The organism is Micromonospora inyonensis (genome assembly GCF_900091415.1).
GTDB lineage: Bacteria > Actinomycetota > Actinomycetes > Mycobacteriales > Micromonosporaceae > Micromonospora > Micromonospora inyonensis.
Window position 1 is genome coordinate 2,040,542 of record NZ_FMHU01000002.1, and the last position, 26,151, is coordinate 2,066,692.

Below are 26,151 nucleotides of genomic sequence, written 5' to 3' on the forward strand. Positions count from 1 at the left end.
AGCTAGTGGGGCAGCCGCCGTTGGGGCTTCGCCGCTCAACCGGAGTGAGCGGAAGGCGGCCACCGCGGATCGTCTGTGCGTCGTGGACACGTCGTCCGATCGTGCGGTGGCCGCGTAGCCGTTGTTCGGTGGACAGTTGGCCGAGCATGCCGGTCATGCCCTTCCGGACGCGACGCAGCGGCGGGCGCGGAAGGGCGTGCGTGGCCCGGCCTACCGGAACGCCGCGATGCCGGTGAGAGCCCGACCGATGCTCAGAGCATGCATCTCTTCGGTGCCCTCGTACGTCGAGACCGTTTCAAGGTTGTTCATGTGACGCATCACGGTGTGGTCGAGGGTGATACCTGCGGCGCCCAGCATCCCGCGGGCGGTCCGAGCCACCTCCAAAGCCACCTTGACGTTCGCCAACTTGCCGTGGCTGACGTGCTCAGGCGTGATCCGGCGCTGGTCCTTCAACCGGCCCAGCTGGATGGCGGTGAGACTCGCGTTCGTCACTGCGATGGACATGTCGGCGAGTTTGCGCTGGGTCAGCTGGAAGGATGCGAGAGGCTTGCCGAACTGCGTTCGGACCAGCGTGTACTCGAGTGCCTCCTCCAGGCACGCCCTGGCAGCGCCCACCGCGCCCCACAGGATGCCGTAGCGGGCTTCGTTGAGGCAGGAGAGAGGACCCTTGAGCCCGCGTACGTCGGGGAAGACGGCGGAGGCGGGGAGGCGGACGTCGTCGAGGACCAGCTCGGCGGTGACCGACGCGCGCAGCGAGAGCTTCCGGTGGATCTCGTGTGCAGAGAATCCGGGGGTGTCGGTCGGTACCGCGAAGCCTCGGATTCCGTCGTCGGTCTGGGCCCAGACGACAGCGACATGCGCGACGGTGCCGTTGGTGATCCACATCTTCGACCCACTGAGGATCCAGTCATCGCCGTCTCGACGCGCGTGGGTGCGCATCGACCCCGGGTCGCTTCCCGCGTCAGCCTCCGTGAGACCGAAACACCCGATCGCTTCGCCGGCTGCCATTCGTGGGAGCCACTCCTGGCGGTGCTCCTCGGTTCCCCATCGATGGATAGCGAACATGGCGAGCGATCCCTGGACAGAGACGAGGCTGCGAAGGCCCGAGTCGATCGCCTCGAGCTCGCGGCAGGCAACGCCGTAGGCCGTTGCCGTTGTACCGGCACAGCCATAGCCCTCAAGGTGCATTCCGAGGACGCCGAGCTTGCCGAGGCCGATCGCGATATCGATCGGGATGGTTCCGCTCTCGTACCACTCGGCGACGTGCGGGGCGAGCTCGGCGTTCGCGTACGATCGGACAGCCTCGCCGATCGCCCGGTCCTCTTCGTCAAGCAGAGCGTCGGTCTCAAGGAAGTCGGTGCGGTTCATTCCTACTGGCCCTTCCATTCCGGTGTGCGGCCGGCGTTGAACGCGGCGTGGAACTCCGCGTGGTCCTCGGTGGTCATCAGGAGTGCCTGGGTCATGGCGTCGAGTTCCATCGAGGCCGACATGGACATGTCGAGCTCTCGGGTGAGCAGGGACTTCGTTTGCGAGAGCGCGAGTGCCGGTCCCGACGCAAGGCGGTCGGCCAGGGCCGCTACGGCCTCGTCCAGGTCGGCGTCGTCGACGAGCTGGGAAACGAGGCCGTAGCGGTCAGCCGTCTCCGCGTCGATCGTGTCACCGAGCATGAGCAGAGAGGTGGCGCGGCCGAGTCCAACGACCCGGGGCAGTAGGTAGGCGGCACCCATGTCGCCGCCAGAGAGGCCGACCTTGGTGAAGAGGAACGCGAAGCGACCTTTGCGACCGACGACGCGGAAGTCAGACGCGAGCGCGAGGACCGAGCCTGCACCGGCAGCGATGCCCTGGATCTTCGTGATGATCGGGATCGGACACTCGCGCATGGCACGGATGACATCGCCGGTCATCTTCGTGAACTTCATGAGCTCAGCCGGCTTCATTTTGATCAGTTCGCCGATGATCTCGTTGACGTCCCCGCCACCGCAGAATCCCTTACCTTCGCCTTGGATCACGAGGACCCGGACGCCCTCGTGGTGAGGGAGCTCGGCGAGCAGATCGCGCAGGTCCGCGTACGACTCGAAGGTCAGGGGGTTGAGCTTTTCGGGGCGGTTGAGGGTGACCGTCGCGACCGGGCCCTCGACAGCGAAGTCGAAGTGGTCCCACTGCTTGGTCAGCGCGGCAGACGCGCGGAACCGGTTCACGTGGCATTCACCCTTTCCTTAAAGAGTTCCCTGGCGATGATCGAGCGCTGGACCTCTGAGGCGCCTTCGTAGATGCGAGGTGCGCGTACGTCGCGGTAGAGATGTTCGAGCCGATGTCCACGCTCCAGAGCCATGGCACCATGGAACTGGATACTCTGGTCGACGACTGCCTGAGCTGTCTCAGTGGCGAACAGCTTGGCCATGGCAGCGGACTTCGTGATCTCGGCACGGGTCGCACCAGCGTCGTAGATCCGAGCAGCGGAGTGGACCAGGAGCCTCGACGCCTGCACGCGGGTCGCCAGGTCGGCCAAGGTGTGGGCGATGGCCTGCTGGTCAGCAAGCACGCCTCCGTATGCCTTGCGCTTGGAGACGTGGTCGAGTGCCATGTCGAGCGCGGCCTGCGCCATGCCGACCGCGAAGGCACCGACGCTGGGGCGGAACAGGTCGAGAGTTCGCATCGCGACCTTGAAGCCGGCGTCGACCTCGCCGAGGACATCGGTGCGTTTTACCCGCACGCCATCGAACGTCAGACGCCCGATGGGGTGGGGCGAGATCAGGTCGAGGTGGTCGCCGCTGAGTCCGTTGCTGTTCCCGGCGACCGCGAAGGCGGTCACTCCACGAGCGCCGGCATCCTCTGTCGTGCGCGCGAACACGGTGTAGACATCTGCCTCGGGGGCGTTCGAGATCCAGATCTTCTCACCCGTCAGCCGCCAGCCGTCACCGTCTTCGGTGGCACGTAGCTCCAGGGCGGCGGCGTCCGATCCGGCGTTCGGCTCGGTCAGGGCGAAGGCCGCGATCGTCGTTCCGGCCACTACTCCAGGCATCCAGCGTTCGATCGTCTCGGGCGACCCGGACTGCAGGATCGGGTAGCTGCCGAGTCCCTGGAGGGCAAGGGCGGTCTCGGCCTCGGCGGAGATCCCGGCGATGGTTTCGCGGAGTAGGCACAGCTGCAGGGCTGCCGCGTCGCTCGGCGCTTCGTCCGGTGACCCGCCGAACAGGCTCCGCAGCAGACCGGTCCGGCCCATCTCCTCGAGGAGCGGGCGATTGACCCGACCTTCGACCCCGGTGTGGGCAAATTCCAGGAGCTGTTGCTCGGTCACTCTGCGCACATCGGCGACGAACTGCTGCTCGTCGGTGCTCAGCCCGCTCGTCACGCTTCGACCTCCGGAGTCCAGCGCGCGTGGCGAGTCGTCGCCTCGCCGTGACGGATGAGTTCCAGGCGTGGCTTGGGCCCGTCGATCCGCCCGGTCTGCGGCTTCCAGCTACCGCCCTTCCACGGGTCGGGCCAGGTGGCTCCATCGCCGACATACCCCTGGTCTGCGGCCGCGTGCAGCGTCCAGTTGGGGTCGTAGAGGTGGACGCGAGCGAGGGCGCAGAGGTCTGCCCGACCCGCGAGCAGGATCGAGTTGACGTCGTCGTAGGACGAGATCGCACCCACGGCCACCGTCGGTATGTCGACGTTGTTGCGGATCTTGTCGGCGAAGGGCGTCTGGTACGAGCGTCCGTACGCGGGCTTCTCTGCCGACGTCACCTGACCTGTCGAGACGTCGATGGCGGCTGCGCCTGCTGCCTTGAACGCCTTGGCGATGTCGACGGCGTCGTCGCCGGTGATGCCTCCGTCGCACCAGTCGGTCGCCGAGATTCGGACCGTGAGCGGCTTGTGGCTCGCGAGCACGGCCCGCATCTCGGTGAACACCTCGAGGGGGAACCTCAGCCGGTTCTCGAGGTTGCCTCCGTACTCGTCGGTTCGCTGGTTCGTCAGCGGCGAGATGAAGGAGGAGAGCAGGTAGCCATGTGCGCAGTGGAGTTCGACGAGGTCGAAGCCGGCGGCGTCGGCACGTCGGGTCGCTTCGACGAAGTCCGCCTTGATGGCATTCAAGTCCTCGGCGGTGAGCTCGCGCGGGACCTGGTTGACCCCTGGCTTGTACGGGAGTGGCGATGGACCGACGACTTCCCAGTTGTCGGAGTCGAGCGGGAGGTCGATCCCTTCCCACATCTTCCTGGTCGAACCCTTCCGACCGGAGTGGCCGACCTGGATCCCGATCTTGGCCTTGCTCCATTGATGTACGAAGTCGGTGAGCTTCGCGAAGGCATCTTTCTGGTCGTCGTTCCACAGGCCCATGCAGCCTGGCGTGATGCGACCTTCCGGGGATACGCACACCATCTCGGTCATGACGAGACCGGCGCCGCCGAGGGCTTTCCCGCCAAGGTGCACGTAGTGGAACATGTTCGGCACGCCGTCGATGGCGCTGTACATGTCCATCGGAGAGACGACGATGCGGTTGACCAGGTCCAATTCGCCGATGCGGTAAGGCTGGAACATCGGCGGCGCCGTGAGATCCGCTCCGGCGCCCTGCTGTTTCGCGAACCACGTGTTGATCCGCTCGACGAACTCGGGGTCGCGCAGTTTGAGGTTGTCGTAGGTGACGCGCCGGCTGCGCGTCATGATGTTGAACGCGAACTGGAGAGGGTCCTGGTCGACGTACTGGCCCAGGTTCTCGAACCATTCGAGACTCGCCTGCGCGGCGCGCTGGGTCGACAGGACCACGGCCTTACGTTCGGTCTGGTACTCCTCAAGTGCCGCGTCGACCGAGTTGTGCTCGTAAAGGCACGCGGCGAGGGCGAGAGCGTCCTCCATGGCGAGCTTCGTCCCGGAACCGATCGAGAAGTGGGCGGTGTGGGCAGCGTCGCCGAGGATGACGACGTTGTCGTGTCGCCAGTTCTCGTTCCTGACCGTGCTGAAGTTGAGCCACTTCGAGTTGTTGGCCATCACTTCGTGTCCGTCGAGGACGTCGGCGAAGATCTCGCGGATCTTCGCAATCGATCGTTCGTCGGACTCGCCGGGCCGGAACTCGGTCTTCGCGAACTCGTCGAAACCGGCGGCACGCCAGACATCCTCGTTCATCTCGACGATGAAGGTGCTGCCCCTGGCATCGAACGGGTACCCGTGCACCTGCATCACGCCGTGCGGGGTTTCCTTGATGTAGAACTTGAAAGCCTCGAAGACCTTGTCGGTGCCGAGCCACATGTACTTGCAGGCCCTCTGCTCGAGGGTTGGCTTGAACGAGTCCGCGTACCGCCGACGGACCACCGAGTTCAGTCCGTCCGAGGCGACGACAAGGTCGTACTCCGCCGCGAGCTGCTCGACGTCGGGCGCGTCCTGCTGAAAAAAGACCTCGACACCGAGCTCGTAGCAGCGGGCCTGGAGGATCTGAAGAAGGCGCTTGCGGCTGAGGGCAGCGAAGCCGTGGCCGCCGCTGGTGTGCACCTCGCCCTTGAAGTGGACGTCGATGTCGTCCCAGCGGGCGAACTCGCGCTCCATCTGCTGGTAGATCTGCGGGTCAGCGTGCTCGATGCCGCCGAGGGTCTCGTCGGAGAAGACCACACCGAACCCGAACGTGTCATCGGCCGCGTTCCGCTCCCAGACGGTGATCTCGTGCCCAGGGTCGAGCTGCTTCGCAAGAGCTGCGAAGTACAGGCCGCCCGGCCCGCCGCCGATCACAGCGATCCGCATGGTGGGTTCCTCCTGCATGAGGCGTGTGGTGGACAGATGCGAAGTATGTTGGGTGACTGCGTACATTGATTCTTGACGAACGTCATGCATGGAGTGCAGTCCTACGTACCGGGTTCGACGGACGGCATGAGAGCCGTTCTCACGGCGTCGGGCCACGGGATGGCCTTCCCTGCCGCCGGGTCGATGTGGACCGCGGTCATCGACCCGTCAGCGGCGAGTTCGCCCGCACGGCGAACGTCGAATCGAAGCGTGATGGATGTTCTTCCGAGCTCCGCGATTTCGATACGGACATCGACCCTGTCGCGGAACCACAGGCGTGCACGATGGTTCACCTCGAGATGGACCCGAGGTATGACTCCGAACATGTTGGTGAGACCCACCTGCTCGTAGAGCTCCGCCTCAGCCGCTTCGATCCATCGAAGGATCGTGGAGTGGTGGTAGTGGCCGGCAGCATCGGTGTCCGGCCACTCCACACGCCGCTCGATCTGCGCGCTGAGCACGGGATCGCCTCCGCTGCCGGTCATGCGAAGTCCTGGTAGAAGTCCCTCAACTTGAAGCGCTGGAGCTTGCCGGTGGTGGTCTTCGGCAATTCGGGCGCGAACGCGATTCGCCGGGGGTACTTGTAGGGTGCGATCGTCTCCTTGACGAAGTCCTGGAGCTCCTTCGTCATCGCATCGGACGGTTCCGCGCCCGGACGCAGGACGACGACTGCGGTGACCACCTGGCCGCGATCGTCGTCAGGCGTGCCGATCACACCGCACTCGACCACGTCAGGGTGAGCCACGAGCGCTTCTTCCACCTCGGCGCCGGCGATGTTGTAGCCCGAGGAAACGATCATGTCGTCGTTGCGGCCCTGGTACCAGAAGTATCCGTCCGCATCCCGGATGAACGTGTCACCCGTGATGTTCCAGCCGTTCTGCACGTACGTGGTCTGCCTGTCATCCGCGAGGTATCGGCAACCGGTCGGTCCCTTGACCGCCAGCCGGCCGGGCACCCCGTCCGGTGCCGGGTTTCCCTCGTCGTCGAGCACGTCGACGACGTATCCGGGGACCGGGAGCCCCGTAGCGCCCGGGCGGATGTTCTCGTCGGCCGCGGAGACGAAGATGTGGAGCATCTCAGTCGAGCCGATTCCGTTGATGAGCTTGATCCCGGTCGCTCGTTCGATCTGCCGCCAAGTGGACTCCGGGAGATGCTCGCCCGCAGAGACCGCCCGGCGGAGCGAGGCGAGCTGTCCGACCTTTCCGCGCGCTATCATGGCCTTGTATGCGGTCGGTGCGGTGAAGCAGATCGAGACCTTGTGGTTGGCAATGTGGTCGGCCAGCTCTTCCGGTGTCGCCCGCTCGAGCAGCAGACTCGCGGCTCCGGCTCGGAGCGGGAAGATGACGAGGCCGCCCAGTCCGAAGGTGAAGGCCAGCGGCGGGGTACCGACGAAGACGTCGTTCTCGGTCGGCTTGACGACCTGGGCTGAGAACGTGTCCGCGATCGCGAGGACATCGCGGTGGAAATGCATCGTCGACTTGGGCCGGCCGGTGGTACCTGAGGTGAATGCCAGCAGCGCTACGTCGTCCGCTGCGGTCTGCACCGCCTCGAACTCGGGGGTGACGTTCTTGATCGCCTCGGTCAGACCGCCGTCGCCGCCGTACTCGACAAGCTCACGGAGCTTGGGGCCTGCGGGCATCTGGAGTTCGTCGACGAACCGGTAGTCGCAGAGCGCGAAGTTGGCCTCGCTGATCTCCGCGATGGTCGCCAGTTCGCCCGCGCGCAGCATCGTCATGGTGGTGACCACGACGCCGCCTGCCTTGATGACACCGAGCCAGCATGCGACGAGCCACGGGCTGTTCGGGCCGCGGAGCAGAACCCGGTTGCCCGGAGCGATCCCGTAGGTGGCGGTCAGGACCTTCGCGATCTTGTTCGACGTGTCCCGCAGTTGGCCATAGGTCCAGGTCTCACCGCCCGGCGTGAGGAGGCAGCGGCGGTCGTCGCCCAATCGGGACGCGACCGCGTCAACGAGCTCGACGGCACAGTTCAGGCGTACCGGATAGTTCAGCTCGGGCGCGTGCAGGAGGAAGTCTGGCCACTGGCTCTCAGGCGGCAGGTTCCGGCGACAGAAGTCGTCGACGTGGGCGGAGCGCGACAGCGGCATCTCAACCTCCAATTGGTCCTGCCCACTAAACATATGACTTGTTGGTCACGAGCGTCAAGAGAACGCAATAGAAATTCAGAGACCGAAAGAGCGCGGCGACCCCGGCCCCGGCCCCGGCGCTGTTGTGCTATGTCCGGTTTGATCATGGTTTGCTGGATGCCGTAGGCGGCGAAGGTGTTGGCGCGGTCTTGCATGTCGCGGCGGGCGTAGGCCATGTTGGTGCGGCCGGCGAGGCGGAGAATGTTCAAGGCCATGTTGCGGGGCGCGTTGCCGGTGCGCAGCTGGGAGGCAGCTTCGTGCAACGCCACATCCCGAGTCCAATATGGATAATCCTCCACGACTCTCCGTCAGATCCTGCGTAATGTACCGTGATCGCCGAGATGCGCTTGCGGTTGCGGGCTGACTCGGGCCAGGTTGACCGTGGCGGCAGTTTCCCCGGCCGGGTCGCGGCCCACTGCTTCACCCAGACCGTCCGCTGCCCGCACCCCGGGCAGCAACGTGCCGGCCGACAGGTCCCCTTGAGGTTCCCCCGATAGTGTGGAGGCCAGACCTAAGGGGATAGATGGTCATGGCTGAAACGAGGAGACGGTTCGACCGGGAGTTCCGTGAGGGCGCCGTGCGGATCGTGCGGGAGACGGGTAAGCCGATCGCGCAGGTCGCTCGGGATCTGGGTATCAACAACGGCACTTTGGCGAACTGGGTGGCGCAGGAGCGTCGGGCTCGGGGCGAGGCCGCCGCGGGTGGTCTCGGTGAGGACGAACGCGCCGAGCTGGCCAGGCTGCGTAAGGAAAACGCTGAGCTGGCGATGGAGCGTGATGTCCTCAAGCGATCCGTGGTCCTGTGGGTCAAGGAGGCGACGAAGTGACCGTGGCCCGCTTCGTCGCCGCCCAGAGGACCGAGCATGCCGTGCCGCACGCGGTGACCTGCCGGGCGCTGGGGCTGTCGCAGTCGTGGTTCTACAAGTGGCGTGACCGGCGACCCACCGCACGGCAGGCCCGCCGCGATGCCCTCGACGAGGCGATCCGGGCAGCGTTCGACGCCTCCGGCGGCACCTACGGCTCCCCGCGGGTGACCCAGGACCTGCACGCCGACGGGTGGCAGGTGTCGGTCAACACCGTCGCGGCCCGCATGGCGCGGCTGGGTCTGGCCGGACGCACCCCGCGCCGCCGACGCGCCCTCACCAAGCAGGGCAAACGGCCGGTGGCACCGGACCGGGTCCGGCGGCAGTTCACCGCCGTCGCACCGGACGTGTTGTGGTGCGGCGACATCACCGAGATCGTTACCGACGAGGGCAAGCTGTACCTGGCCACGGTGATCGATCTGCACTCCCGCCGGCTGCTCGGCTACGCCATGGGCGACCGGCACGACGCCGACCTGACCCAGGCCACCCTGAGCATGGCCGCCGCGACCCGCGGCGGCACCGTGGACGGAGTGATCTTCCACAGCGACCGCGGCAGCGAGTACACCGCCGCCGAATACGCCACCGCCTGCCGCCGGCTGGGTGTCCTGCAATCGATGGGCCGGGTCGGCTGCGCCCTGGACAACGCCGCCGCGGAGGCGTTCAACTCCACCATCAAGGTCGAGTACATCCACCGGCAGCGGTTCCGCACCCGCGCCGAAGCCCGACTCAAGATCGCCACCTGGATCGTCGATTTCTACAACACCCGCCGACGCCACAGCGCCTGCGATGGCATGTCACCCATCGACTACGAACGCTTCATCGCCCAAGCCCGCCTGGCTCAGGCAGCTTAAACAGCCCTCCACGCTTCCAGGGGATTGACAGACGTCGGGTGTTGATCCGTCGCCAGCTGGCTTCGGCTCTCACTGTCCAGCCGTGTTGCTGTCATCGTTGCTGTCGACAGCAACACGGCTGACTGCTTCGGTGTGACCGAGGCGCTCCCCGCGCCGTCAGGTGAGCTGGTCGACCGCGTCGAGGATCAGCCACAGACCGCAGATCGCGAAGAGGACCGCCGCGCCGTACTTGATGGTCCTCTCCGGCAGCCTGCGGCCGAGCATCCGGCCGACCAGGATGGCCAGTGCGTCGGCGGCCACCATGCCGATCGTCGAGCCGATCCAGGTGCCGAACCAGCCGTACTGGGTGGCCAGGGTGATGGTGGCGAGCATCGTCTTGTCGCCCAGTTCGGCGAGGAAGAACGCCACGCCGACGGCGAACACCGCCGACTTGGTGCTCCGTTCGGCCTTGCGCTTCTCCTCCTCGGTGAGAGTGTCCCCGCGCAGCGTCCAGGCGCCGAAGCCGAGGAAGGCGAGGCCGGCGACGAGCGAGATCCACCCGGTGGGCAGGGTCGCGCCGAGGCCGTAGCCGATGGCGACCGACACGAGGTGGACCACGGCGGTGGCGACGGTGATCCCGATCAGCACCGGGACCGTCCTGAACCGCGTGGCGAACGTCAGCGCCATGAGCTGGGACTTGTCCCCCAGCTCGGCAACGAAGATCACGCCGAAACTGACCGCCAGCGCGACGAGAAAGCCCTCCATGGGCGTCCTTCCGGATCAGGCCGGGAGGAGGAACAGGGGCGCCCTCGACCCGGCTGTTGACAGCCTGGTCGAAGGTCTCGCCCGCCCCGGTACGGGGCCGCGTGGCCGGATGCGGAACGCATCAGTGTGTCGACCACGACATTGCGGGCTACTCCCCTTCGCGGCACCCAGCGTACCCGACCCGGGGCCGCCACCACCGGCGGGGGCGGCCCCGGGCAGCGGAAACTCAGATCGCCCGGGCAAGGGTCAGCCCGAACAGGCCGTCCGGGTCGGTCCACAGCTCCTCGACGGTGAGACCGGCGGCGGCCAACTCGGTGGCGACACCTTCCGGGCGGAACTTCGCCGACACCTCGGTCCGCAGCTCCTCCCCCTCGGCGAAGTCGACGGTGAGATCGAGCACCCGGACCCGCATCGACCGTTGCGCCCGCAGGCGCATCTCGATCCACTCCCGTTCGGCGTCCCAGAGGGCCACGTGCCGGAACTCCTCGGGGACGAAATCGGCACCCAGTTCGCGGTTGACCACCCGTAGCACGTTGCGGTTGAACTCGGCGGTCACTCCGGCTGCGTCGTCGTAGGCGGGCAGGATGATCCCCGGGTCCTTGACCAGGTCGGTGCCGAGCAGCAGCCAGTCCCCGGTCTCCAGGGCAGCGCGCATCGCGGTCAGGAAGGCGGCCCGCTCGTCCGGCATCAGGTTGCCGATCGTGCCGCCGAGGAAGGCCACCAGCCGACGGCCGCCGGCGGGTAGCCGGTCCAGGTGGCGGGTGAAGTCCCCGACGATGCCGCGGACCCGCAGGCGGGGATAGTCGGCGGCGAGAGCGGCGGTGGACTGGCGCAGCGCGCTCACCGACACGTCCAGCGGGACGAAGGTGCCCAGGGTGCCCCGGCCGCTCAGCGCGTCGATCAGCAGCCGGGTCTTCTCCGACGAGCCGGAGCCCAGCTCGATCAGGGTCTTCGCCCCGGTCACCTCGGCGATCCGGGACGCGTGCCGCTGGATCACCGCCCGTTCCGCCCGGGTCGGGTAGTACTCCGGCAGCCGGGTGATCTCCTCGAACAGCTCGCTGCCCCGGGCATCGTAGAACCACTTCGGGGGCAACCATTTCTCCCCGGCGGTCAGGCCGACCCGGACGTCCTCGCGCAGGCTTCGGTCGAGGTCCCGCTCCTCCAGGTGGATCTCCAGTGGTTCGGCGCTCATGAACTTCCCTTTCGTTGGTGAACGTCGCGTCGGCCGGCGCTACCCGCTGGCGAGCGGGGTCGTGCGCAGCCCGGCCGGGTCGGCCACCACCAGGTGACCGTCGGGAACCGGCCGCCAGGCCGGGTGGTCGTCGAGAGGTTCGGAGGCGAGCAGCACCGCGTCGCCGTCCACGCGGACCGACAGCGCGTGCCCGGCGGCGGTCGCCACCGCATCACGGCCGTCGGTGAGCAGCAGGTTCAGCCGGGACCCGGGAGCTGCCACGGTGACCGCCCGGACGGTGTCGGCGACCGCGTCGGCCGGGTCCGCGCCGCTACGCAGCCGGTCCCGGACCAGGGCCCAGAGCAGCGCCGCGTCGGAGGGCGCGTCCAGGGTGAGCAGGTCGCGGACCGGCAGGGCGGCGGCGAGGCCGGCCACCGTGTCCGGCCAGCCGCGCACCACGCCGTTGTGGCTGAACAGCCACCGACCCTCCCCGAACGGGGCGACGGCCCCGGCGTGCACCGGCATGCCCACCGTGGCGGAGCGGACGGCGGCCAGCGCCGCGCCGACGACCGTGGTGGTGGCCAGGCCGGGCAGCGCCGGGTCGCTCCAGATCGGTTGGGCGCTGCGGTAGCGGACCGGCTCACCGTCGTCCGGGTACCAGCCGACGCCGAAACCGTCGGCGTTGACCGTGCCGCCGCCACGCATGTCCGCAGGGGCCCAGGACTGCCGGACCAGCGAGTGCGGCGGATCGAACAGCAGCGCCCGCAGCGGCACCGGCGGCCCCAGGTAGGCCAGGTGCCGACACATCAGGCGTCGCCGGTCGGGACGGCGCGTCGGGCCGCCGCAGCCGGCCCGGCGTCCCGCGCACAGCGGAAGCCGCTGAAGATCTGCCGGCGGATCGGATAGTCCCAGTTGCGGAAGGTGCCCCGGCAGGCGGCCCGGTCGGTGCCGAAGGAGCCGCCGCGCAGCACCCGGTGGTCGTCGCCGAAGAAGACCTCGGAGTACTCCCGGTAGGGGAAGGCGGTGAAGCCCGGGTGCCCCCGGAAGGTGGTCGACGTCCACTCCCACACGTCCCCGATCAGCTGGTGCACGCCGAGCGGGGACGCCCCGGCCGGGTAGGCGCCGACCGGTGCCGGCCAGAGGTGACGCTGGTCGAGGTTGGCGTGGGCGGCGGTCGGCTCCTCGTCACCCCAGGGGTAGCGGCGCGAGCGGCCGGTGGCCGGGTCCCAGCGGGCGGCCTTCTCCCACTCCGCCTCGGTGGGCAGCCGCTTGCCGGCCCAGGCGGCGAACGCCTCCGCCTCGTGGAAGCAGACGTGCACCACCGGCTCGTCGTCCCGGACCGGGGCCCACCGGCCGAACCGGCGGTACGCCCAGCCGTCGCCGTCGCGCCGCCAGTGCATCGGTGCGGTCAGCCCCTCGGCCCGCCGGTGCGCCCAGCCGGCCGGAGTCCACCACCGGGGCTCGTCGTACCCGCCGTCGGCGATGAACTCCCGGTACCGCCCGTTGGTGACCGGTGCGGCGTCGATGAGGTACGCGGGCAGGTCGACGGTGTGGGCGGGGCGCTCGTTGTCCAGCGACCACGGGTCGGTGGAGGTGCCCATGGTGAACGGTCCCGCCGGCACCAGCACCTCCCCGCCGACCCGGGCGGTCGGTTCGGGCGGTGAGGGCGCGGCGAGCACCGGCGGGCCGGAACGCAGCTGGTGGGTGGCGAGCATCGTCTCGTCGTGCTGCTGCTCGTGCTGGACGATCATGCCGAAGGCGAAACCGTCGGCGACCAGCGGCCGGTCGGTGAAGCGCACCCGCTCCAGCAGGTCGTGCACCTTCTTCCGGACGGTCGCCACATAGGCGCGGGCCTCCCGGGGCGGCAGCAGCGGCAGGGCCGGTCGGTCCCGGCGGGGCTGCTTGAACGCGTCGTAGAGGTCGTCGATGTCCCGCCGAACCGGTTCCCGGCCGCCGACGTCGCGGACCAGCCAGAGCTCTTCCTGGTTGCCGACGTGCGCCAGGTCCCAGACCAGCGGGGACATCAGCGGAGAGTGCTGGCGGGTCAGGTCGTCGTCGTCGACCGCGTCGGTCAGCCCGGCGGTCCGGACCCGGGTGCGGGCCAACTCGGCCGCGATCCGGTCGCGGAGGGTCTCCTCGTCCCACTGGGTCGATGTCACCGTACGTTCCTCTCCGCGACGGCCCGACGCCGTCGTACACCTCGAACGATCTCCTCGGACGTACCCGCCGGCAGGTCGAAGCGGGACAGGGCCGCCAACGCCAGGTCGAGCAGCTCCACCGCGGCCCGCGCGACCGGTGGATCGGCAAGCCCGTAGCGGGCCGCCTGGTACCAGCGGTCCGCCACCGGAGCGCCGCACGCCGCCGCCGCAGCGGTCGTCGCCGGGTCGCCGAACAGGGCCGCCACCACCGCGACGGGCACCATCCAGTCCCGGCCCGGCTGGGCGTCCAGGTAGCGGACCTCGAGGTAGCCCCGGGGCCGGACCGGTGGGAAGAGGGTGCTCAGGTGGTAGTCGAGGTCGTCGGTGGTGGGCGGTCGCGGTAGTGCCCCGTCGATCCAGTCGGCGAAGGTGATCCCCGGCGGCACGGTCCAGTCCGGGCCGTCGGCGCGGACGCAGAGCAGCGGAGCGGCGAGCGCGTACCCGGTCCAGGCCGCGACCGGGTCCCGGTTCCCGTCGGCGGGCTGCCACACCGGCCGGGTGCGGGTCGGGTCGATGGTGAGCCACGCGGCCATCCGCGCCGATGCCCAGCCGGTGAGCCGGCCGGCGTGCCGGTCGGCGGTGGCGAAGGCCGCCAGCAGCGGCGGGCCGACGGCATGGGCCGCCGTCCACCGGGCCGTCAGATCGGCTTCCTCCCCCGCGTCCAGGCAGACCTGGAGCCCGGCGGTGCTGAACATCATGGTCCGCCCGGCCGGTCCGCGCCGGTCGAAGGCACGGCGCATGGCGTGGTAACGGGGGGTGTCCACGACGGGCTGGGGGACCCGATGGGGATCGATGCCGCTGCGGCCCAGGGACAGGCCAGCGGTGTCCAACAGCCGGGTCAGCTCACCGACGTCCGCGTCGGTGCCGGTGAGCAGGGCCGCGAGCGAGGGTCGCGGCGGGGTGGAGAGTTCCACCTGCCCGCCGGGCTCCACGGTGACCGTACTGCCGTGGTGGAGCCGCTCGGCCGGGCTCGTGCTGTCCAGGGTGGTGGGGCTGTGCCGCCCCAGTGCCGCGCGCAGCCGGTCCCGGTCGACGGGACGGGCCGGGTCCGCGGCGTCGTGCACGGTCCATTCCAGCTCGACACCGGTGAGGATCGGGGGACCGGTCTTGAAGCAGATCCGGGCGATGTGGCCGGCGGCGGCACCGGCCTCCCGCAGGATCGCCGAGCGGTCCAGCTCCGGCGACATCACCATCTGTGGTCCTTCCCCGAGCCGTTCGTCGACACCGGGCCCACCGGCGCGAACCGGGGCGGCGGCCCTTCCGCGTCATGTCTAGCAGACGAACGACAGTCGTCGCTCGTCGTACGAGGTCAGCGGGGCGGCGACGGTCGGTCGGCCGGTGGACTGGTCCGCTGGTGGGCTGTCGGCCGCCCGCCCGGGGAGGACGGGTGGCCGCCCGGGGACGAGGGGCGGTCGCCCGGGGAGGCGGGGTGCTCGCCCGGGGAGGCGGTCACCAGGCCCCGGCAGTACGCGTCGACCCGCCCGGGACCGCCGGCCGCCTCGACGAGCGGACGGAAGGTGGGATTCTCCAGTGACGTGGCCCGCTGGTCGGCGGGTTTGGCCAGGTACGCGGTGCAGAGGCCCCGCTGCGCCGCAGGGCCGGGGGGATGCGGTCCGATGGAGCGTGGATGCCCCGAGCCAGGTGGGGACCCGGTGGTCGACGCACCGCTGCCGGTGGTCGGAGTGGGCACGGGCGCGCTTTCCGGCGGTACCGGGACGCCCGTGGTCGGCGCGGGTGGGGCCGGGGGTGGGTCGGACCGGTCCAGGCCGACGGCGGCCACCGCCACCCCGGCGGTCGCCGCGACCGCGAACCCGGCCAGCCAGACCGCGGCGCGGGCGGTGCGGCGCGGACGGGCCGGCCCGGTTGCGGGGCGCTGCGCCCGGGCGGCCCGGAAGGCGGCCAGCGCGGCGTCCTCCCCCGCCAGCTCGTCGGGGCGGGCCGGCGCGACGGCGGCGGCCAGCAGCCGGGCGACGGGATCGTCGGACCGCTCGGCGTGACCGGTCGCGACGGTGTCGAGCAGCCGTTCGGCCGTCCGCTCGTCCGGACGGCGGGATCGACGGAAACGCATCCAGGCTCCCCTCACGTCAACCGTCCGCCGGTTCGGTTCGGGGCGGGCCCGGCAGCTGCCGGCCCCGGCCGGGACGTGGGCGGGGTGGAGTGACCGGGGACGACGTGCCGTCGGCGTCGCCGAGGAGCCCGGCGAGCCGGCGCAGGCCCCGGTGGGCGGCGGTGCGGACCGCGCCGGCCCGTCTGCCCAGCACCCGGGCGGCGGACTCGGCGTCCAGCCCGATCACCGCCCGGAGCAGGACCGCTTCCGCCTCGCGGGGCGGCAGCGTGGCGATCAGCGCGATCGCCGACTCGGTGCCGAGGGTCTCCCCGGCGTTCTCGGCGGTGTCGCTGTCGCCGGGCAGCTCACTGAGGGACTGCACCGGCACCGGTACGGACGGCCGGCGGCGCTGCCGACGCAGGTGGTCCATGGCCCTGTTGCGGGCGATGGTGACCGCCCAGGCCCGGAACTCACCGCCGGTGAAGGTGGCGAGGTCCCGGGCGACCTGGAGCCAGGTCTCCGAGGCGACGTCCTCGGCGTCCGCACCGACCAGGGCGGTGAGGTAACGCAACAGGCCCGGTTGCAGGGTGCGGTAGAGGAGACGGAACGCCTCCTCGTCGCCGTTCTGCGCGGCGGCCACCACCGCGTTCAGGTCACCGGTCATCGGGGGGTCGATCCTGCCACGTGTCCATCCGGGTCCGACCGTTCGGGGTCGGTGCCGTCGACGCCGGACCGGACCTTCACCCGCACCATCAGCCCCCCGCTGGCCTCGCACCAGCCGTGGCCGAGACGGCACGGCGCGCACCGGGGCGGAACCGCCCGTCACGGCGGATCCCGCGCCCCGGTCGGGGTCGACCCGAGTCGGTAACGGTAGGGGGCAGGTCACCCAGCGACAAGGCAGCATCACAAGTAAAACAAGTGACATAAATCAACGAATCGCTACGGCGTGTCGACGTAACGTCTGCCGACACCGGGACGCTCGCCAACCGCAGGGCGGCGTTCCCGCAGCGTACGAGCACATCCGTCGGCGCGACTCGGGGCCGACCGGCGGCTCGTCGGACGCCGGGACACCGCCCACCACGAGCCTTCGTCACTCAGCGTGCCGCAACCACTGCGCCCCGCTCACTCTACCCGGGATCGCGCCCGGATAGCTCCGCGCGCCGGTGGGTACGGTATTGCGGTGTTGTCTTCCGGAGTCGTGCTCAGCGGTCGGTACCGCTTGGACGAACGTGTCGCCACCGGCGGCATGGGCGATGTCTGGCGCGCGTCCGACGTGGTGCTGGGGCGGCAGGTGGCGGTCAAGATCCTGCTGCCCGCGCTGGTCTCCGACCCCGACTTCATCGCCCGGTTCCGCGCCGAGGCCCGGATGATGGCGGCGCTGCGCCACCCCGGGATCGTGCAGGTCTACGACTGCGGCCAGGACGAGCTGCCCGAGGGCGGCACGGCCGACTACCTGGTGATGGAGTTCGTCCAGGGCAGACCGCTGTCCAGGCGCATCGAGGCCGACGGCACGCTCGGCGTCGCCGAGACCATGTCGGTGGTGGCCCAGGCCGCCGAGGCGCTGCACGCGGCGCACAGCGGCGGCATCGTGCACCGGGACGTCAAGCCGAGCAACCTGATGGTCCAGGAGAGCGGCGCGGTCGTCCTCGTCGACTTCGGCGTGGCCCGCTCGACCAACGTCACCAGCATCACCAGCACCAACGCCGTTCCGGGCACCGCGCTCTACATGGCGCCGGAACAGGCCGCCGGCCGGCCGGTCTCGGCCGCCACCGACATCTACGCTCTCGGCGCGGTCGCGTACTGCTGCCTCACCGGCGGTCCGCCGTTCACCGGCGACAACCCGCTCCAGGTGGCCGTGCGCCATCTGGACGACGAACCGCCACCGCTGCCGGCCGAGATCCCCGCGCCCGTGCGGGACCTCGTCTTCCGGGCGTTGGCCAAGGAGCCGGCCGAGCGGTACGCCTCCGGCGCCGAGATGGCCGTCGCCGCGCGGGCGGCGGCGGGCGCCGCGACGGCCACCACGGCCGGCGGCACGCCCACGGTGCCGGTCCGCGGCCCGCTGCGGCTCTCCGGGCCGGACACCCGCACCGACCTGCCCGCCGTGGGGTCCACCGGTGCGGCCGGTGCACGCAACCGGCGGCGCGGTCCCCTGGTGGGCGCGGTCGCGGCGGTGCTGGTGGCCATCACCGGCCTGGTCACGGCGATGAGCCTGACCAACGACGGTTCGGCGCCGGCCACCAACCTGCGGACCACCCCGTCCGCGACGGTCCCGAGCGGCGATCCCCAGGGGCCGGGGCCGGCCGAGGAGACCACGCCGGGACCGAACCGCCCGAACCGCCCCGGCTGGCCGACCGGTCGCCCCTCGGCCGGCGCGACGGTGACCCCGAGCCCGGGGCCGAGCGACTCCGGCGAACCGGTCCCGTCGACCGAACCGACCGGCGCGCCGACCACCACGCCACCGGTGGCAGCCACCACGACTCCGGCGACCGAGCCGACCGACCCGGCTCCCACGACCGGCCAGACGACGACCGCCCCGCCCGGAGGCGGCAACGGCGGGGCGGACGGCCCCGCCTGACCTCCGGGCAGGGTGCGAGGCAGGTCAGCGGTCGAGCAGCGTCCGCATCCGGTCGATCTCCACGTTCTGCTCGACCGCGACCGCGGTGGCGAACTCCGACAGGGTCAGGTCCGCACCGACCCGGAGCAGGTCGGTGGCCATCGCGACGGCACCCCGGTGATGATCGGTCATCATGCTGACGAAGAGCCGGTCGAAGTCCGCCCCCCGGACGGCGGCGAGGTGCCGCATCGCCTCCGGGGACTGCATGCCCCGCATGGCGCCGCTGCCGTGGCCGTGGCCGGTCGCCTCCGCAGGTAGTCCCCGGGTGGCGAGCCAGCCCCGCAACATCCCGACCTCCGGCCCCTGGCTGGCCCTGATCCGCTCGGCGAGGGCCCGCACCGCCGGGTCGCCGGCCCGCTGCCGGGCGAGATCGGCCATCTCCAACGCCTGGCTGTGGTGCGGGATCATCGCCCGGACGAACGAGACGTCCGCGTCGTTGTAGCCGGGTGAGACGTCCGGGCGCACGTCGCTGCCGGCGCGGGTCACCGCGGACTCACCGGGACGCCCCGGAACGACCACCGGTGGGCCGTCCGGCACGGGCGTGGCGGTGGGGCGGGCGGCGGGTGGCAGGGGCTCTTCGGGCGGCTCGGGCGGCTCGGCGGCGAACCGCAGCAGCAGGGCGGCCGCGCCCACCACCAACAGCACCATGGCAACGGCCAGGAACCGTCCATGTCGGACCGTCATCGACACCCCTCCCCCTCCGCATGGCGCACGAGACCGTGGTGTCCACTTTCGCCACCTGGGCCACATCGACTGCTATCGTCAGGTTGCAAGGCGCCCTCGTACCATAGCCTTCCGTCGAAGGATGCCGACGATGAGCAGACCCTTCCCATCCCCACGTCACCTGCGGACCCTCGGCCTGGCCGCCACCGGCCTCCTCCTGCTCGGTCTCGCTCCCGCCGCGCCCGGCGCCGCGCAGACCGCCGTCGATCCGGCCCCCGCGCGGGCGGGCGCGGAGAGCCCCACCGCCATACCCGGGGTCGACGAGATCGCCAGCAGCCCGAACATGCGGCTGGTCGCGAACGCGCCGATCGGAACACCGCTGAACACGAGCGTCAACAGCGACCTGGCCTTCCAGGGCAAGTACGTGTTCGTCGGCAACTACAACGGCTTCCAGATCCACGACATCGCCCGGCCGGAACGGCCCAAGCTGGTCTCCCAGGTACTTTGCCCGGGCTCGCAGAACGACATCTCGGTCCACGGCGACCTGCTGTTCCTGTCGACCGACTCACCCCGCAGCGACGACTCCTGCGCCAGCACCCGGGTCAACCCGGACGCGACCGCGTGGGAGGGCATCAAGATCTTCGACATCAGCGACAAGACCGCCCCGCGCTACGTCAAGTCCGTCCAGACGGCCTGCGGCTCGCACACGCACACCCTGGTGCCGGCCCGCACCCGGGGCACCGTCTACCTCTACGTCTCCTCGTACGGCCCGTCCGACACGTACGTCGGCTGCCCCCGGCCGCACGACTCCATCTCCATCGTGCGGGTGCCGGTGCAGGACCCGACGGCGGCGAGCGTGGTCGCCACCCCGAACCTCTTCCCGGACGGTGGGTACGAGGGACGTCCGGACGGGTCCGCGACCAGCGGGTGCCACGACATCACCGTCTACCCGGACAGGGACCTGGCCGCCGGTGCGTGCATGGGTGACGGCATCCTGATGGACATCGCCGACCGGGAGGCTCCCCGGGTGATCAACCGGGTGCGGGACACGGAGAACTTCGCGTTCTGGCACTCGGCCACGTTCAACAACACCGGCACGAAGGTGGTGTTCGTCGACGAACTGGGTGGCGGCGGTGCGGCGACCTGCAACGCCACCGTGGGCCCCAACCGGGGCGCGAACGCCGTCTACGACATCTCCGGCGACGGGGACGCCCGGACGATGACCTTCCGCAGCTACTTCAAGATCCCGCGGGCCAACGCCGACACCGAGAACTGCGTGGCGCACAACGGCGCGCTGCTCCCGGTCAAGGGCCGGGACATCATGGTCCAGTCCTGGTACCAGGGGGGCGTGTCGGTCTGGGACTTCACCGACTCGACGACGCCGAAGGAGATCGGCTACTGGGAGCGGGGGCCGCTGTCGGACAGCGCGCTCGTCTTCGGCGGCAGCTGGTCGGCGTACTACTACAACGGGTACATCTACTCCAACGACACGGTCAAGGGCCTGGACGTCCTGGAGATCGACGACCCGCGTACCGCCTCGGCGAAGCTGACCCGGTTCCAGGAGTTCAACCCGCAGACCCAGCCCAGCTACCGCAGCTGGTAGTCCGGCCACGTCCTCGGCCCGGCCCCTGCGGGGGGCCGAGCCGAGGCACGTCCCGGATCAGGCCGGCGGTAGCCGGTACTCGCGCCGGCCGCCGGTCGCGGTGACCACCCGGACCTCGCCGCTGCGCAGGCCGTACGTCACCGACCACCGGGTGTGCCCCTGCCGGACGTCGTCGAGCAGCTCCAGCGCCGCCGGAGCGTCCAGCCGCCCATGGGCGGCGGTCAGCGCCTCGGCGAGCACGCGGTAGCGACGGTCGTCGCGTCGCCGCTGCTCCGGGACGTCGACCACCGGCACGTTCGTCAGCGCCTGCCAGCTCCCGCCACCCGGCTGCACCCGCATCCGACCGTCGACGAACTCCACCACCGCCGACGCTCCGGTCTCGTCGGCGAGCAGGTAGTGCAGTGGCGGGCCGCCCTCGAAGTCGAGGTTGTACCGCTGGAACACCCGCACCGCCTCGGCGACCGTGGCCGCCTCGTCGAGCACCAGCCGCAGGATCCGGACGCTGCCCACCCGGGGCAGCCCCGGCACCGGTTCGGCCCGGGCGTTGTCGTCGGCGGCCAGCCCCACCGCGAGGCCGCGCTCGTTCATCCCGTCGAAGGGCAGCAACGGGGCGTCGAGCAGCCGGCGGTCGCCGGTCGGGTCGGCCCCCAAGCCGAGGTAGGAGATGTCCACCAGGGAGACCGAGGCGTACCCGTCGGGCGGGTCGGTGCGCAGCACCATCGCCGGGTTGGGGTCCCAGTCGAAGTTGCGGGCGAACAGCGGCCGGTCCCGGTCGCCGAGGGCGGCGAAGAGCGAGCAACCGACCGGGCTGGGCGTGGGCCGGTCCAGGCCGGCCTGCGCGTCGTAGTCGCCGACGTAGGTCATCTCGTACAGGGGCAGGTCGTCGACGCGACGCAGGCTGGCCATGGTCCGCTCGGCCTCGGCCGGGGTCTGTCGGGAGGCGACCGGGGTGGACGGGGCGTCGGTCGGCCCGGCCGGCGCGCCGGTGACCGGTTCCGACCCTGAGCAGCCGGTCAGTGCCAGCAGCGCCACCAGACCGAGCACGAGCGCATGTCTCCGCATAGCTGGAAGACGCTAGGTCAGCGGCGGCGGGTTGTCCACGGTGGTGGACCGACTCCGGTTTCCGGCCGCCACGGTCGGGTACCAGGAACGCCGAAGGGATGGTGAGGTGACGATGAAGCGGAACGAATACCACGTGGTGCCGGACGGTCAGGGCTGGAAGGTCGAACAGGGCGGCAAGCAGGTCGGCCGGTACGACACCAAGCAGGTCGCGGTCGAGGCGGGGCGGAAGGCCGCACACGCCGACGAACCCAGCCAGCTCGTCGTCCACACCGCCGACGGCCGGATCGAGACCGAGTACACCTACAAGGACGACCCGTACCCGCCGGCGGGCTGACGCCCCCGTCCGCACCACCGACGGCCCGCCGGGCCACCAGCGTCGCTGGGACCGGCGGGCCGTCGGCGTACCCGCCCCGGTGCCACGGGATCAGCTTCCCGGGATCCGCGCCGGCTGGGCGGCGATGGCGGCCTCGGTCAGCGCCGGCCGTCCGCCGGGACTACCGACGGTGGCCCCGGCCGCCGCCACGGCCAGCGGGGTTCGTCGCGGAGCAGCCCGGCCGTGAGCGCGGCGACGAAGGCGTCCCGGCTCCGGTGGTTTCCACGGTCGTGGTCGCGCTCCATCCGTTCGCCGCCGGACCCCGCGGCGTGCTGCTGTCCCCGCCGTGCATCCACAGTAGAGTCGGAGCGTCCATCGGCCGTGGCGGGACGGTGTCGGCCGACGCAGGGAGTGTGAGCAGTGTGAATCGGGTGGACCTGCCCGGCCTGACCGGTGAGGAGCCGCTGGGATTCCTGGCCGCCGTCGGGCTGATGGACCAGCTGATGGAGACCAGCTATCTGTGCTGGGACCGGCAGGACCGGCACGCGATCCTGTACTGCCGTCGGCACTCCAGCGTCGCCGACCTCGTGGACCACCTGACGGGACAGCTGGACCGGATCGAACACGGGGCCGCCATCCCCCACACCTCGGGCTTCCCGGTGCGACGGCGGCGAGGGGCACCCGATCCGCTGCGCGTCCGCCCAGCCGACTACCGCAGCCTGCTCGAACGCGTGAGCCGATCCTCCGGAGGGCGCCACAGGCTCGAGGCCACGGTGACCGGGAGGGCGACCGACGAGGACGGGTTCTGCGTGGTGAATCCGCTGGTCGCCGTGCGTGGCCGGCAGACCGTCGGCAGCTTCTGGTACTACCCCATGCGGGACGTGCGGCAGGATCCCCGGCGGCTGCTGACCGAGGCGCTGACGAGTTGGCGTCGGGTCGACGGCTCGGAGGGATGGCTCCTCGACCACCACGCGAGCTACTCCACCCATCCCGGCCTGCACGGCCCCGGCGGCAGCGGGGCCGTACCCGGTGCCACCTGGCTGGCGACCCTGGCCGTCCCCACCTTCGGCTACCGCCGCCGCAACGGCGTCAAAGCCGGTCGGCCGGTACTGCCCAACGGATGGTTCCGCCTGGGCGCCGAGGACGTCTTCCTGTGGCCGCTGTGGACCCTGCCGGTAAGCCGCGACGTGCTCAGCTCCGTGTGGAACGTCGGGTGGGCCTCCGACGCCTGGAAGCTCGACCGGGACCGTGACGGCACCTTGCGGGCCAGCATCGGCACGACCCATGGCGTGCCTGCTCCCAACTCGATCGATCACGCCGTCGACCTCGACATCTTCACCATGTGCGCCGCCGTTCGACGCGGTACGCGGGGTCCACTGACCCCGGTGCCCACCGCGACACTGCGGAGAGCCGACGAGCGGTCCAGCTACCCGGCGTGGGCGGGCTGGGACCGCAGGTACCCCGACGTCGGCGACTACCCCGGCAGGTACGGCTGGGGCTGACCGGGCCCGCCGGCCACCGGTCCGACCGGGAGCCGGACGTCTCGGGCCGCCGCCGAGGGGGCCGGGTTCTGGGCCCCCGACGTGCGCTGGGTCGACGGCCGCTGGGTCATGTACGTGACCGTCACCGACACCACCGTCTCGCCCGACGGGGGCGACTTCGCCGTCGGCGCGGCCACCGCCCCCACCCCGACCGGCCCGTGGACCTTCGCCGACGAGCCGGTCGTCGCCCCCCGCGCGGGTGGTGGTGGCGGCTGGCTCTGGACCATCGACCCGAGCCAGTTCACCGACGTCGACGGCACCCCCTACCTCTACTACGGCAGCTACTACGGGGGCGTATCCGTCACCGAGCTCTCCCCCGACGGGCTGCGGGCGGTCGGCACGCCGACCCTGGTGGCGATCGACAACAAGTTCGAGGGCAGCTACGTGCTGCGCCACGACGGCTGGTACTACCTCTTCGCCTCCACCGCCAACTGCTGCGCCGGGCCGGCCACCGGTTACTCCGTCCACGTCGGCCGGTCGAGGAGTCCACGGGGGCCGTTCGTCGACCGTGAGGGGCTGACGCTGACCGCTTCCCGGGCCGGCGGCACGCCCGTGTTGACCCAGAACGGCAACCGCTGGATCGGTGTCGGGCACAACGGCTTTCTCACCGACCTGTCCGGTCAGGACTGGATCGTCTACCACGGCATCGACCGGGCCGACCCGTACCTGGACGAGCCGTTCGGCATCAACGAGCGGCCGATGCTCATCGACCGGCTCGACTGGGTCGACGGGTGGCCGGTGGTGAACGCGGGCGCCGGACCGTCCGACGGCGACCGGCCCGCCCCGGTCACCACCGGACGAGTCGACGAGCGCTTCCAGGACGTCGCCCTCACCGGCTGGCGGCGCGACGGCGACTGGCGGGTCACCGACGGACAGTTGCGCGGCACGGGAACGCTGACCCATCACACGACCACCGGCGGGGACGTCCGCGCCGAGGCGGACCTGCGTCCGGCCGGTGCCCGCGCCGCGGGTGTCACCCTCGGCGACCGCGTCGACGTGGCCAGGGGCCTCCTGGTGGCCCGCGACGGCCGCCGGACGGCGACCGCGCCGCTGCCGGCCGGTTTCGTCCCCGACCACCGGCACCACCTGGCCGTCGAGGTACGCGGTGACCGGCTGGTCGCCGCGCTGAGCCCGGCCCGCCTGGGTGACCAGCTCGCGGCGGTCACCCTACGGCTGGACCGACCGCCGACCGGCCGGCTCGGACTGGTCGCCGCCGGTGGCGTCGCCGAGTTCGACAACGTCAGCGTCGCCCGCCTGCACCGACCGGTGCGGCGGACCGTGCCCGCGCCCCGCGTCGGCGGGATCCTGCCGCAGTTCTCCGACGAGTTCGACGGCGGCCTCGGCACGCCCTGGCAGTGGGTGCGGCCCGACCCGGGGGCCACCGTCGCCGACGGGGCGCTGCGCTGGCCGGTGCGCTCGGCGGACCTGACCGGCACCGGCAACGACGCCGGTGTGCTGCTGCGCGACGCGCCGACCGGCGACTACGTCGTCGAGACGAAGGTGACCCTCGACCTGGGCGAGGAGACGGTCCGCAACTACCAGCAGGCCGGCCTCGTGGCGTACGTCGACGACGACCGCTTCGCCCGGCTCAGCCAGGTGGCGATCTGGAACACCCGCCAGGTCGAGTACGGCTACGAGCTGCCCTTCGCCGGCCAGCCGGTGTACGGCGGGACCATCGTCGGTACGCCTGCCGCCACCACCTGGCTGCGGCTGGCGCACCGGGTCGACCCGGTCACCGGCGAACACGAGTTCCGGGCCGGCTCCAGCCGCGACGGCCGCACCTGGACCTGGGGTGGCGTCTGGACGTTCCCGGCCGACACCACCCCCCCGGATCGGCCTGGTCGCGTACGGCGGGGCCGAGCCGGCGGTCACCGCAGAGTTCGACTACCTGCGATTCCACCGGTAGTCACCTGGACGGACGGTCCACGGGGTGCGGCGTCGGACCGCCCAACCGGGCCCCCTGCCCCAACGGGCGGGGGCCCGGTCACGTGTCGGGAACCGCCCGGCCCAACGCGGTGACCGTCCGGTCGGCGCCGTCGTAGCTTCGGGCGGCGACGAACGCGCCGGTTGGGCGGTCGGCCGCGGCGACCGCGCGGGCCCGCCGGCGGTCGGCGTCACGGAAGCGCAACGCCAGGCTCAGGTGCGGGATCCACCGGCCCGGCGCGTGCCAGGGCAGCAGCCCGTCGGCACCGGCGAGAGCGTCCCAGACGGCGGCGTGCAGCGCGGTGAGTGCCGGAGACGGACGGACCAGCCACACCAGGGGGGCGCTGCCGTCCAGGACGGTCACCCGGTCCAGTTGCACCGGCAGGGGCAGCACGGCGTCGACCAGGGCGGCGAGGCGGGCCTGCGCCCCGGGCGGGAACTCGTCGACCGAGGCCAGGGTCAGGTGGGGGCGGTTGGTGGGGTGCGTGTTCCGGGCCAGGCTGGGCAGGCCGGCCTCGGCGAGCCGATGCCACGCGCCCCGGACGGCGTCCTCCAACGGCGGGGAGCAGAGCAGCTCGACGGTCCGCACGTCGCCCAGGTTAGCCGCCGGGCGGGAGGGCCCTTCCTGCGCCTGGGCACGTGTCCGGCTCGACCGTCCTCTGGCG

23 protein-coding genes are annotated in these 26,151 nt (G+C 70.9%); 7 read left to right on the top strand and 16 right to left on the bottom strand.

Translation table 11 applies throughout. From position 1 onward, the window contains the following. Positions 1–210: 210 nt before the first annotated feature. The 6 genes from GA0074694_RS23545 to GA0074694_RS23570 form a co-directional block, all read right to left on the bottom strand. Positions 211–1,368, bottom strand: coding sequence for an acyl-CoA dehydrogenase family protein (locus GA0074694_RS23545; RefSeq protein WP_091461919.1), 1,158 nt, complete (start codon positions 1,366–1,368; stop codon positions 211–213). A gap of 2 nt (positions 1,369–1,370) precedes the next feature. Next, entirely contained in the window at positions 1,371–2,198 is an 828-nt protein-coding gene (locus GA0074694_RS23550; RefSeq protein WP_091461923.1) for an enoyl-CoA hydratase family protein, read from the bottom strand. Continuing rightward, a complete protein-coding gene (locus GA0074694_RS23555; RefSeq protein ID WP_091461925.1) occupies positions 2,195–3,352 on the bottom strand; it encodes an acyl-CoA dehydrogenase family protein in 1,158 nt (385 codons plus the stop codon). The genes GA0074694_RS23550 and GA0074694_RS23555 overlap by 4 nt, the downstream gene beginning before the upstream one ends. Further along, on the bottom strand, positions 3,349–5,712 hold the full coding sequence (locus GA0074694_RS23560; RefSeq protein ID WP_091461928.1) for a bifunctional salicylyl-CoA 5-hydroxylase/oxidoreductase: 2,364 nt from the start codon (positions 5,710–5,712) through the stop codon (positions 3,349–3,351). The genes GA0074694_RS23555 and GA0074694_RS23560 overlap by 4 nt, the downstream gene beginning before the upstream one ends. A gap of 101 nt (positions 5,713–5,813) precedes the next feature. Then, positions 5,814–6,236 carry an acyl-CoA thioesterase gene (locus tag GA0074694_RS23565; RefSeq protein ID WP_091461932.1) on the bottom strand — a complete coding sequence of 141 codons (423 nt, stop codon included), beginning with the start codon at positions 6,234–6,236 and terminating at the stop codon, positions 5,814–5,816. Beyond that, positions 6,233–7,855 (bottom strand): AMP-binding protein, encoded by a 1,623-nt coding sequence (locus GA0074694_RS23570; RefSeq protein ID WP_091461935.1) that lies wholly within the window; start codon positions 7,853–7,855, stop codon positions 6,233–6,235. The genes GA0074694_RS23565 and GA0074694_RS23570 overlap by 4 nt, the downstream gene beginning before the upstream one ends. A 568-nt stretch (positions 7,856–8,423) precedes the next feature. On the opposite strand from GA0074694_RS23570, the gene GA0074694_RS23575 reads away from it, so the two are divergent. Beyond that, on the top strand, positions 8,424–8,720 hold the full coding sequence (locus GA0074694_RS23575) for a transposase (RefSeq protein ID WP_091458880.1): 297 nt from the start codon (positions 8,424–8,426) through the stop codon (positions 8,718–8,720). Continuing rightward, positions 8,717–9,607, top strand: a complete 891-nt coding sequence (locus GA0074694_RS23580) for an IS3 family transposase (RefSeq protein WP_091455425.1) — start codon at positions 8,717–8,719, stop codon at positions 9,605–9,607. Before GA0074694_RS23575 ends, GA0074694_RS23580 begins: the two co-directional genes overlap by 4 nt. 156 nt (positions 9,608–9,763) lie before the next feature. Here GA0074694_RS23580 and GA0074694_RS23585 read toward each other — a convergent pair whose 3' ends face one another. The 7 genes from GA0074694_RS23585 to GA0074694_RS23615 form a co-directional block, all read right to left on the bottom strand. Next, positions 9,764–10,351: a TMEM165/GDT1 family protein gene (locus GA0074694_RS23585; RefSeq protein WP_091461939.1), complete on the bottom strand. Its 588-nt coding sequence runs from the start codon at positions 10,349–10,351 to the stop codon at positions 9,764–9,766. A gap of 226 nt (positions 10,352–10,577) precedes the next feature. Continuing rightward, positions 10,578–11,543, bottom strand: coding sequence for an L-histidine N(alpha)-methyltransferase (egtD, locus tag GA0074694_RS23590; protein ID WP_091461943.1), 966 nt, complete (start codon positions 11,541–11,543; stop codon positions 10,578–10,580). Between the two features lie 39 nt (positions 11,544–11,582). Then, the gene (egtC, locus tag GA0074694_RS23595) at positions 11,583–12,329 is read right to left on the bottom strand and encodes an ergothioneine biosynthesis protein EgtC (protein ID WP_091461946.1); all 747 of its coding nucleotides are present in this window, start codon (positions 12,327–12,329) and stop codon (positions 11,583–11,585) included. After that, entirely contained in the window at positions 12,329–13,681 is a 1,353-nt protein-coding gene (gene egtB / locus GA0074694_RS23600; protein WP_091461949.1) for an ergothioneine biosynthesis protein EgtB, read from the bottom strand. Before egtB ends, egtC begins: the two co-directional genes overlap by 1 nt. After that, on the bottom strand, positions 13,678–14,913 hold the full coding sequence (gene egtA / locus GA0074694_RS23605) for an ergothioneine biosynthesis glutamate--cysteine ligase EgtA (protein WP_091461953.1): 1,236 nt from the start codon (positions 14,911–14,913) through the stop codon (positions 13,678–13,680). Before egtA ends, egtB begins: the two co-directional genes overlap by 4 nt. A 116-nt stretch (positions 14,914–15,029) precedes the next feature. Beyond that, positions 15,030–15,788, bottom strand: coding sequence for a hypothetical protein (locus GA0074694_RS23610; RefSeq protein ID WP_176738091.1), 759 nt, complete (start codon positions 15,786–15,788; stop codon positions 15,030–15,032). Between the two features lie 16 nt (positions 15,789–15,804). Continuing rightward, entirely contained in the window at positions 15,805–16,431 is a 627-nt protein-coding gene (locus tag GA0074694_RS23615; RefSeq protein WP_091461957.1) for an RNA polymerase sigma factor, read from the bottom strand. A 516-nt stretch (positions 16,432–16,947) separates the two neighbouring features. Between GA0074694_RS23615 and GA0074694_RS23620 the strand changes: the two genes are divergently transcribed. Next, on the top strand, positions 16,948–18,342 hold the full coding sequence (locus tag GA0074694_RS23620; protein WP_091461959.1) for a serine/threonine-protein kinase: 1,395 nt from the start codon (positions 16,948–16,950) through the stop codon (positions 18,340–18,342). Between the two features lie 24 nt (positions 18,343–18,366). Here the strand turns inward: GA0074694_RS23620 and GA0074694_RS23625 are convergent, their stop codons facing one another. Beyond that, positions 18,367–19,065, bottom strand: coding sequence for a DUF305 domain-containing protein (locus tag GA0074694_RS23625; protein ID WP_091461962.1), 699 nt, complete (start codon positions 19,063–19,065; stop codon positions 18,367–18,369). Between the two features lie 130 nt (positions 19,066–19,195). Between GA0074694_RS23625 and GA0074694_RS23630 the strand changes: the two genes are divergently transcribed. Beyond that, positions 19,196–20,647 (top strand): LVIVD repeat-containing protein, encoded by a 1,452-nt coding sequence (locus GA0074694_RS23630; RefSeq protein ID WP_091461964.1) that lies wholly within the window; start codon positions 19,196–19,198, stop codon positions 20,645–20,647. 57 nt (positions 20,648–20,704) lie between these two features. Here GA0074694_RS23630 and GA0074694_RS23635 read toward each other — a convergent pair whose 3' ends face one another. After that, positions 20,705–21,709: a carcinine hydrolase/isopenicillin-N N-acyltransferase family protein gene (locus tag GA0074694_RS23635; RefSeq protein ID WP_091461966.1), complete on the bottom strand. Its 1,005-nt coding sequence runs from the start codon at positions 21,707–21,709 to the stop codon at positions 20,705–20,707. 112 nt (positions 21,710–21,821) lie between these two features. On the opposite strand from GA0074694_RS23635, the gene GA0074694_RS23640 reads away from it, so the two are divergent. The 3 genes from GA0074694_RS23640 to GA0074694_RS23655 all read left to right on the top strand — a co-directional run bounded on the left by GA0074694_RS23640 (position 21,822) and on the right by GA0074694_RS23655 (position 25,582). Next, positions 21,822–22,043 (top strand): DUF2188 domain-containing protein, encoded by a 222-nt coding sequence (locus GA0074694_RS23640; protein WP_141714257.1) that lies wholly within the window; start codon positions 21,822–21,824, stop codon positions 22,041–22,043. Between the two features lie 392 nt (positions 22,044–22,435). Then, on the top strand, positions 22,436–23,524 hold the full coding sequence (locus GA0074694_RS23650) for a type I-G CRISPR-associated protein, Cas3-extension family (RefSeq protein WP_141714258.1): 1,089 nt from the start codon (positions 22,436–22,438) through the stop codon (positions 23,522–23,524). Positions 23,525–23,605: 81 nt separating this feature from the next. Further along, positions 23,606–25,582, top strand: coding sequence for a family 43 glycosylhydrolase (locus GA0074694_RS23655; RefSeq protein WP_245714870.1), 1,977 nt, complete (start codon positions 23,606–23,608; stop codon positions 25,580–25,582). Here the strand turns inward: GA0074694_RS23655 and GA0074694_RS23660 are convergent. After that, the gene (locus GA0074694_RS23660; protein ID WP_091461976.1) at positions 25,548–26,075 is read right to left on the bottom strand and encodes a 2'-5' RNA ligase family protein; all 528 of its coding nucleotides are present in this window, start codon (positions 26,073–26,075) and stop codon (positions 25,548–25,550) included. The two genes, GA0074694_RS23655 and GA0074694_RS23660, sit on opposite strands and share 35 nt — an antisense overlap. Between the last annotated feature and the right edge of the window lie 76 nt (positions 26,076–26,151).

Coding starts and splice junctions, on each gene's coding strand:
- GA0074694_RS23545 (WP_091461919.1), bottom strand. CDS start 1,368: ATGAACCGCACCGACTTCCTTGAGACCGACGCTCTGCTTGACGAAGAG.
- GA0074694_RS23560 (WP_091461928.1), bottom strand. CDS start 5,712: ATGCGGATCGCTGTGATCGGCGGCGGGCCGGGCGGCCTGTACTTCGCA.
- GA0074694_RS23565 (WP_091461932.1), bottom strand. CDS start 6,236: ATGACCGGCAGCGGAGGCGATCCCGTGCTCAGCGCGCAGATCGAGCGG.
- GA0074694_RS23570 (WP_091461935.1), bottom strand. CDS start 7,855: ATGCCGCTGTCGCGCTCCGCCCACGTCGACGACTTCTGTCGCCGGAAC.
- GA0074694_RS23575 (WP_091458880.1), top strand. CDS start 8,424: ATGGCTGAAACGAGGAGACGGTTCGACCGGGAGTTCCGTGAGGGCGCC.
- GA0074694_RS23585 (WP_091461939.1), bottom strand. CDS start 10,351: ATGGAGGGCTTTCTCGTCGCGCTGGCGGTCAGTTTCGGCGTGATCTTC.
- egtD (WP_091461943.1), bottom strand. CDS start 11,543: ATGAGCGCCGAACCACTGGAGATCCACCTGGAGGAGCGGGACCTCGAC.
- egtC (WP_091461946.1), bottom strand. CDS start 12,329: ATGTGTCGGCACCTGGCCTACCTGGGGCCGCCGGTGCCGCTGCGGGCG.
- egtA (WP_091461953.1), bottom strand. CDS start 14,913: ATGGTGATGTCGCCGGAGCTGGACCGCTCGGCGATCCTGCGGGAGGCC.
- GA0074694_RS23610 (WP_176738091.1), bottom strand. CDS start 15,788: ATGCGTTTCCGTCGATCCCGCCGTCCGGACGAGCGGACGGCCGAACGG.
- GA0074694_RS23615 (WP_091461957.1), bottom strand. CDS start 16,431: ATGACCGGTGACCTGAACGCGGTGGTGGCCGCCGCGCAGAACGGCGAC.
- GA0074694_RS23625 (WP_091461962.1), bottom strand. CDS start 19,065: ATGACGGTCCGACATGGACGGTTCCTGGCCGTTGCCATGGTGCTGTTG.
- GA0074694_RS23630 (WP_091461964.1), top strand. CDS start 19,196: ATGAGCAGACCCTTCCCATCCCCACGTCACCTGCGGACCCTCGGCCTG.
- GA0074694_RS23635 (WP_091461966.1), bottom strand. CDS start 21,709: ATGCGGAGACATGCGCTCGTGCTCGGTCTGGTGGCGCTGCTGGCACTG.
- GA0074694_RS23640 (WP_141714257.1), top strand. CDS start 21,822: ATGAAGCGGAACGAATACCACGTGGTGCCGGACGGTCAGGGCTGGAAG.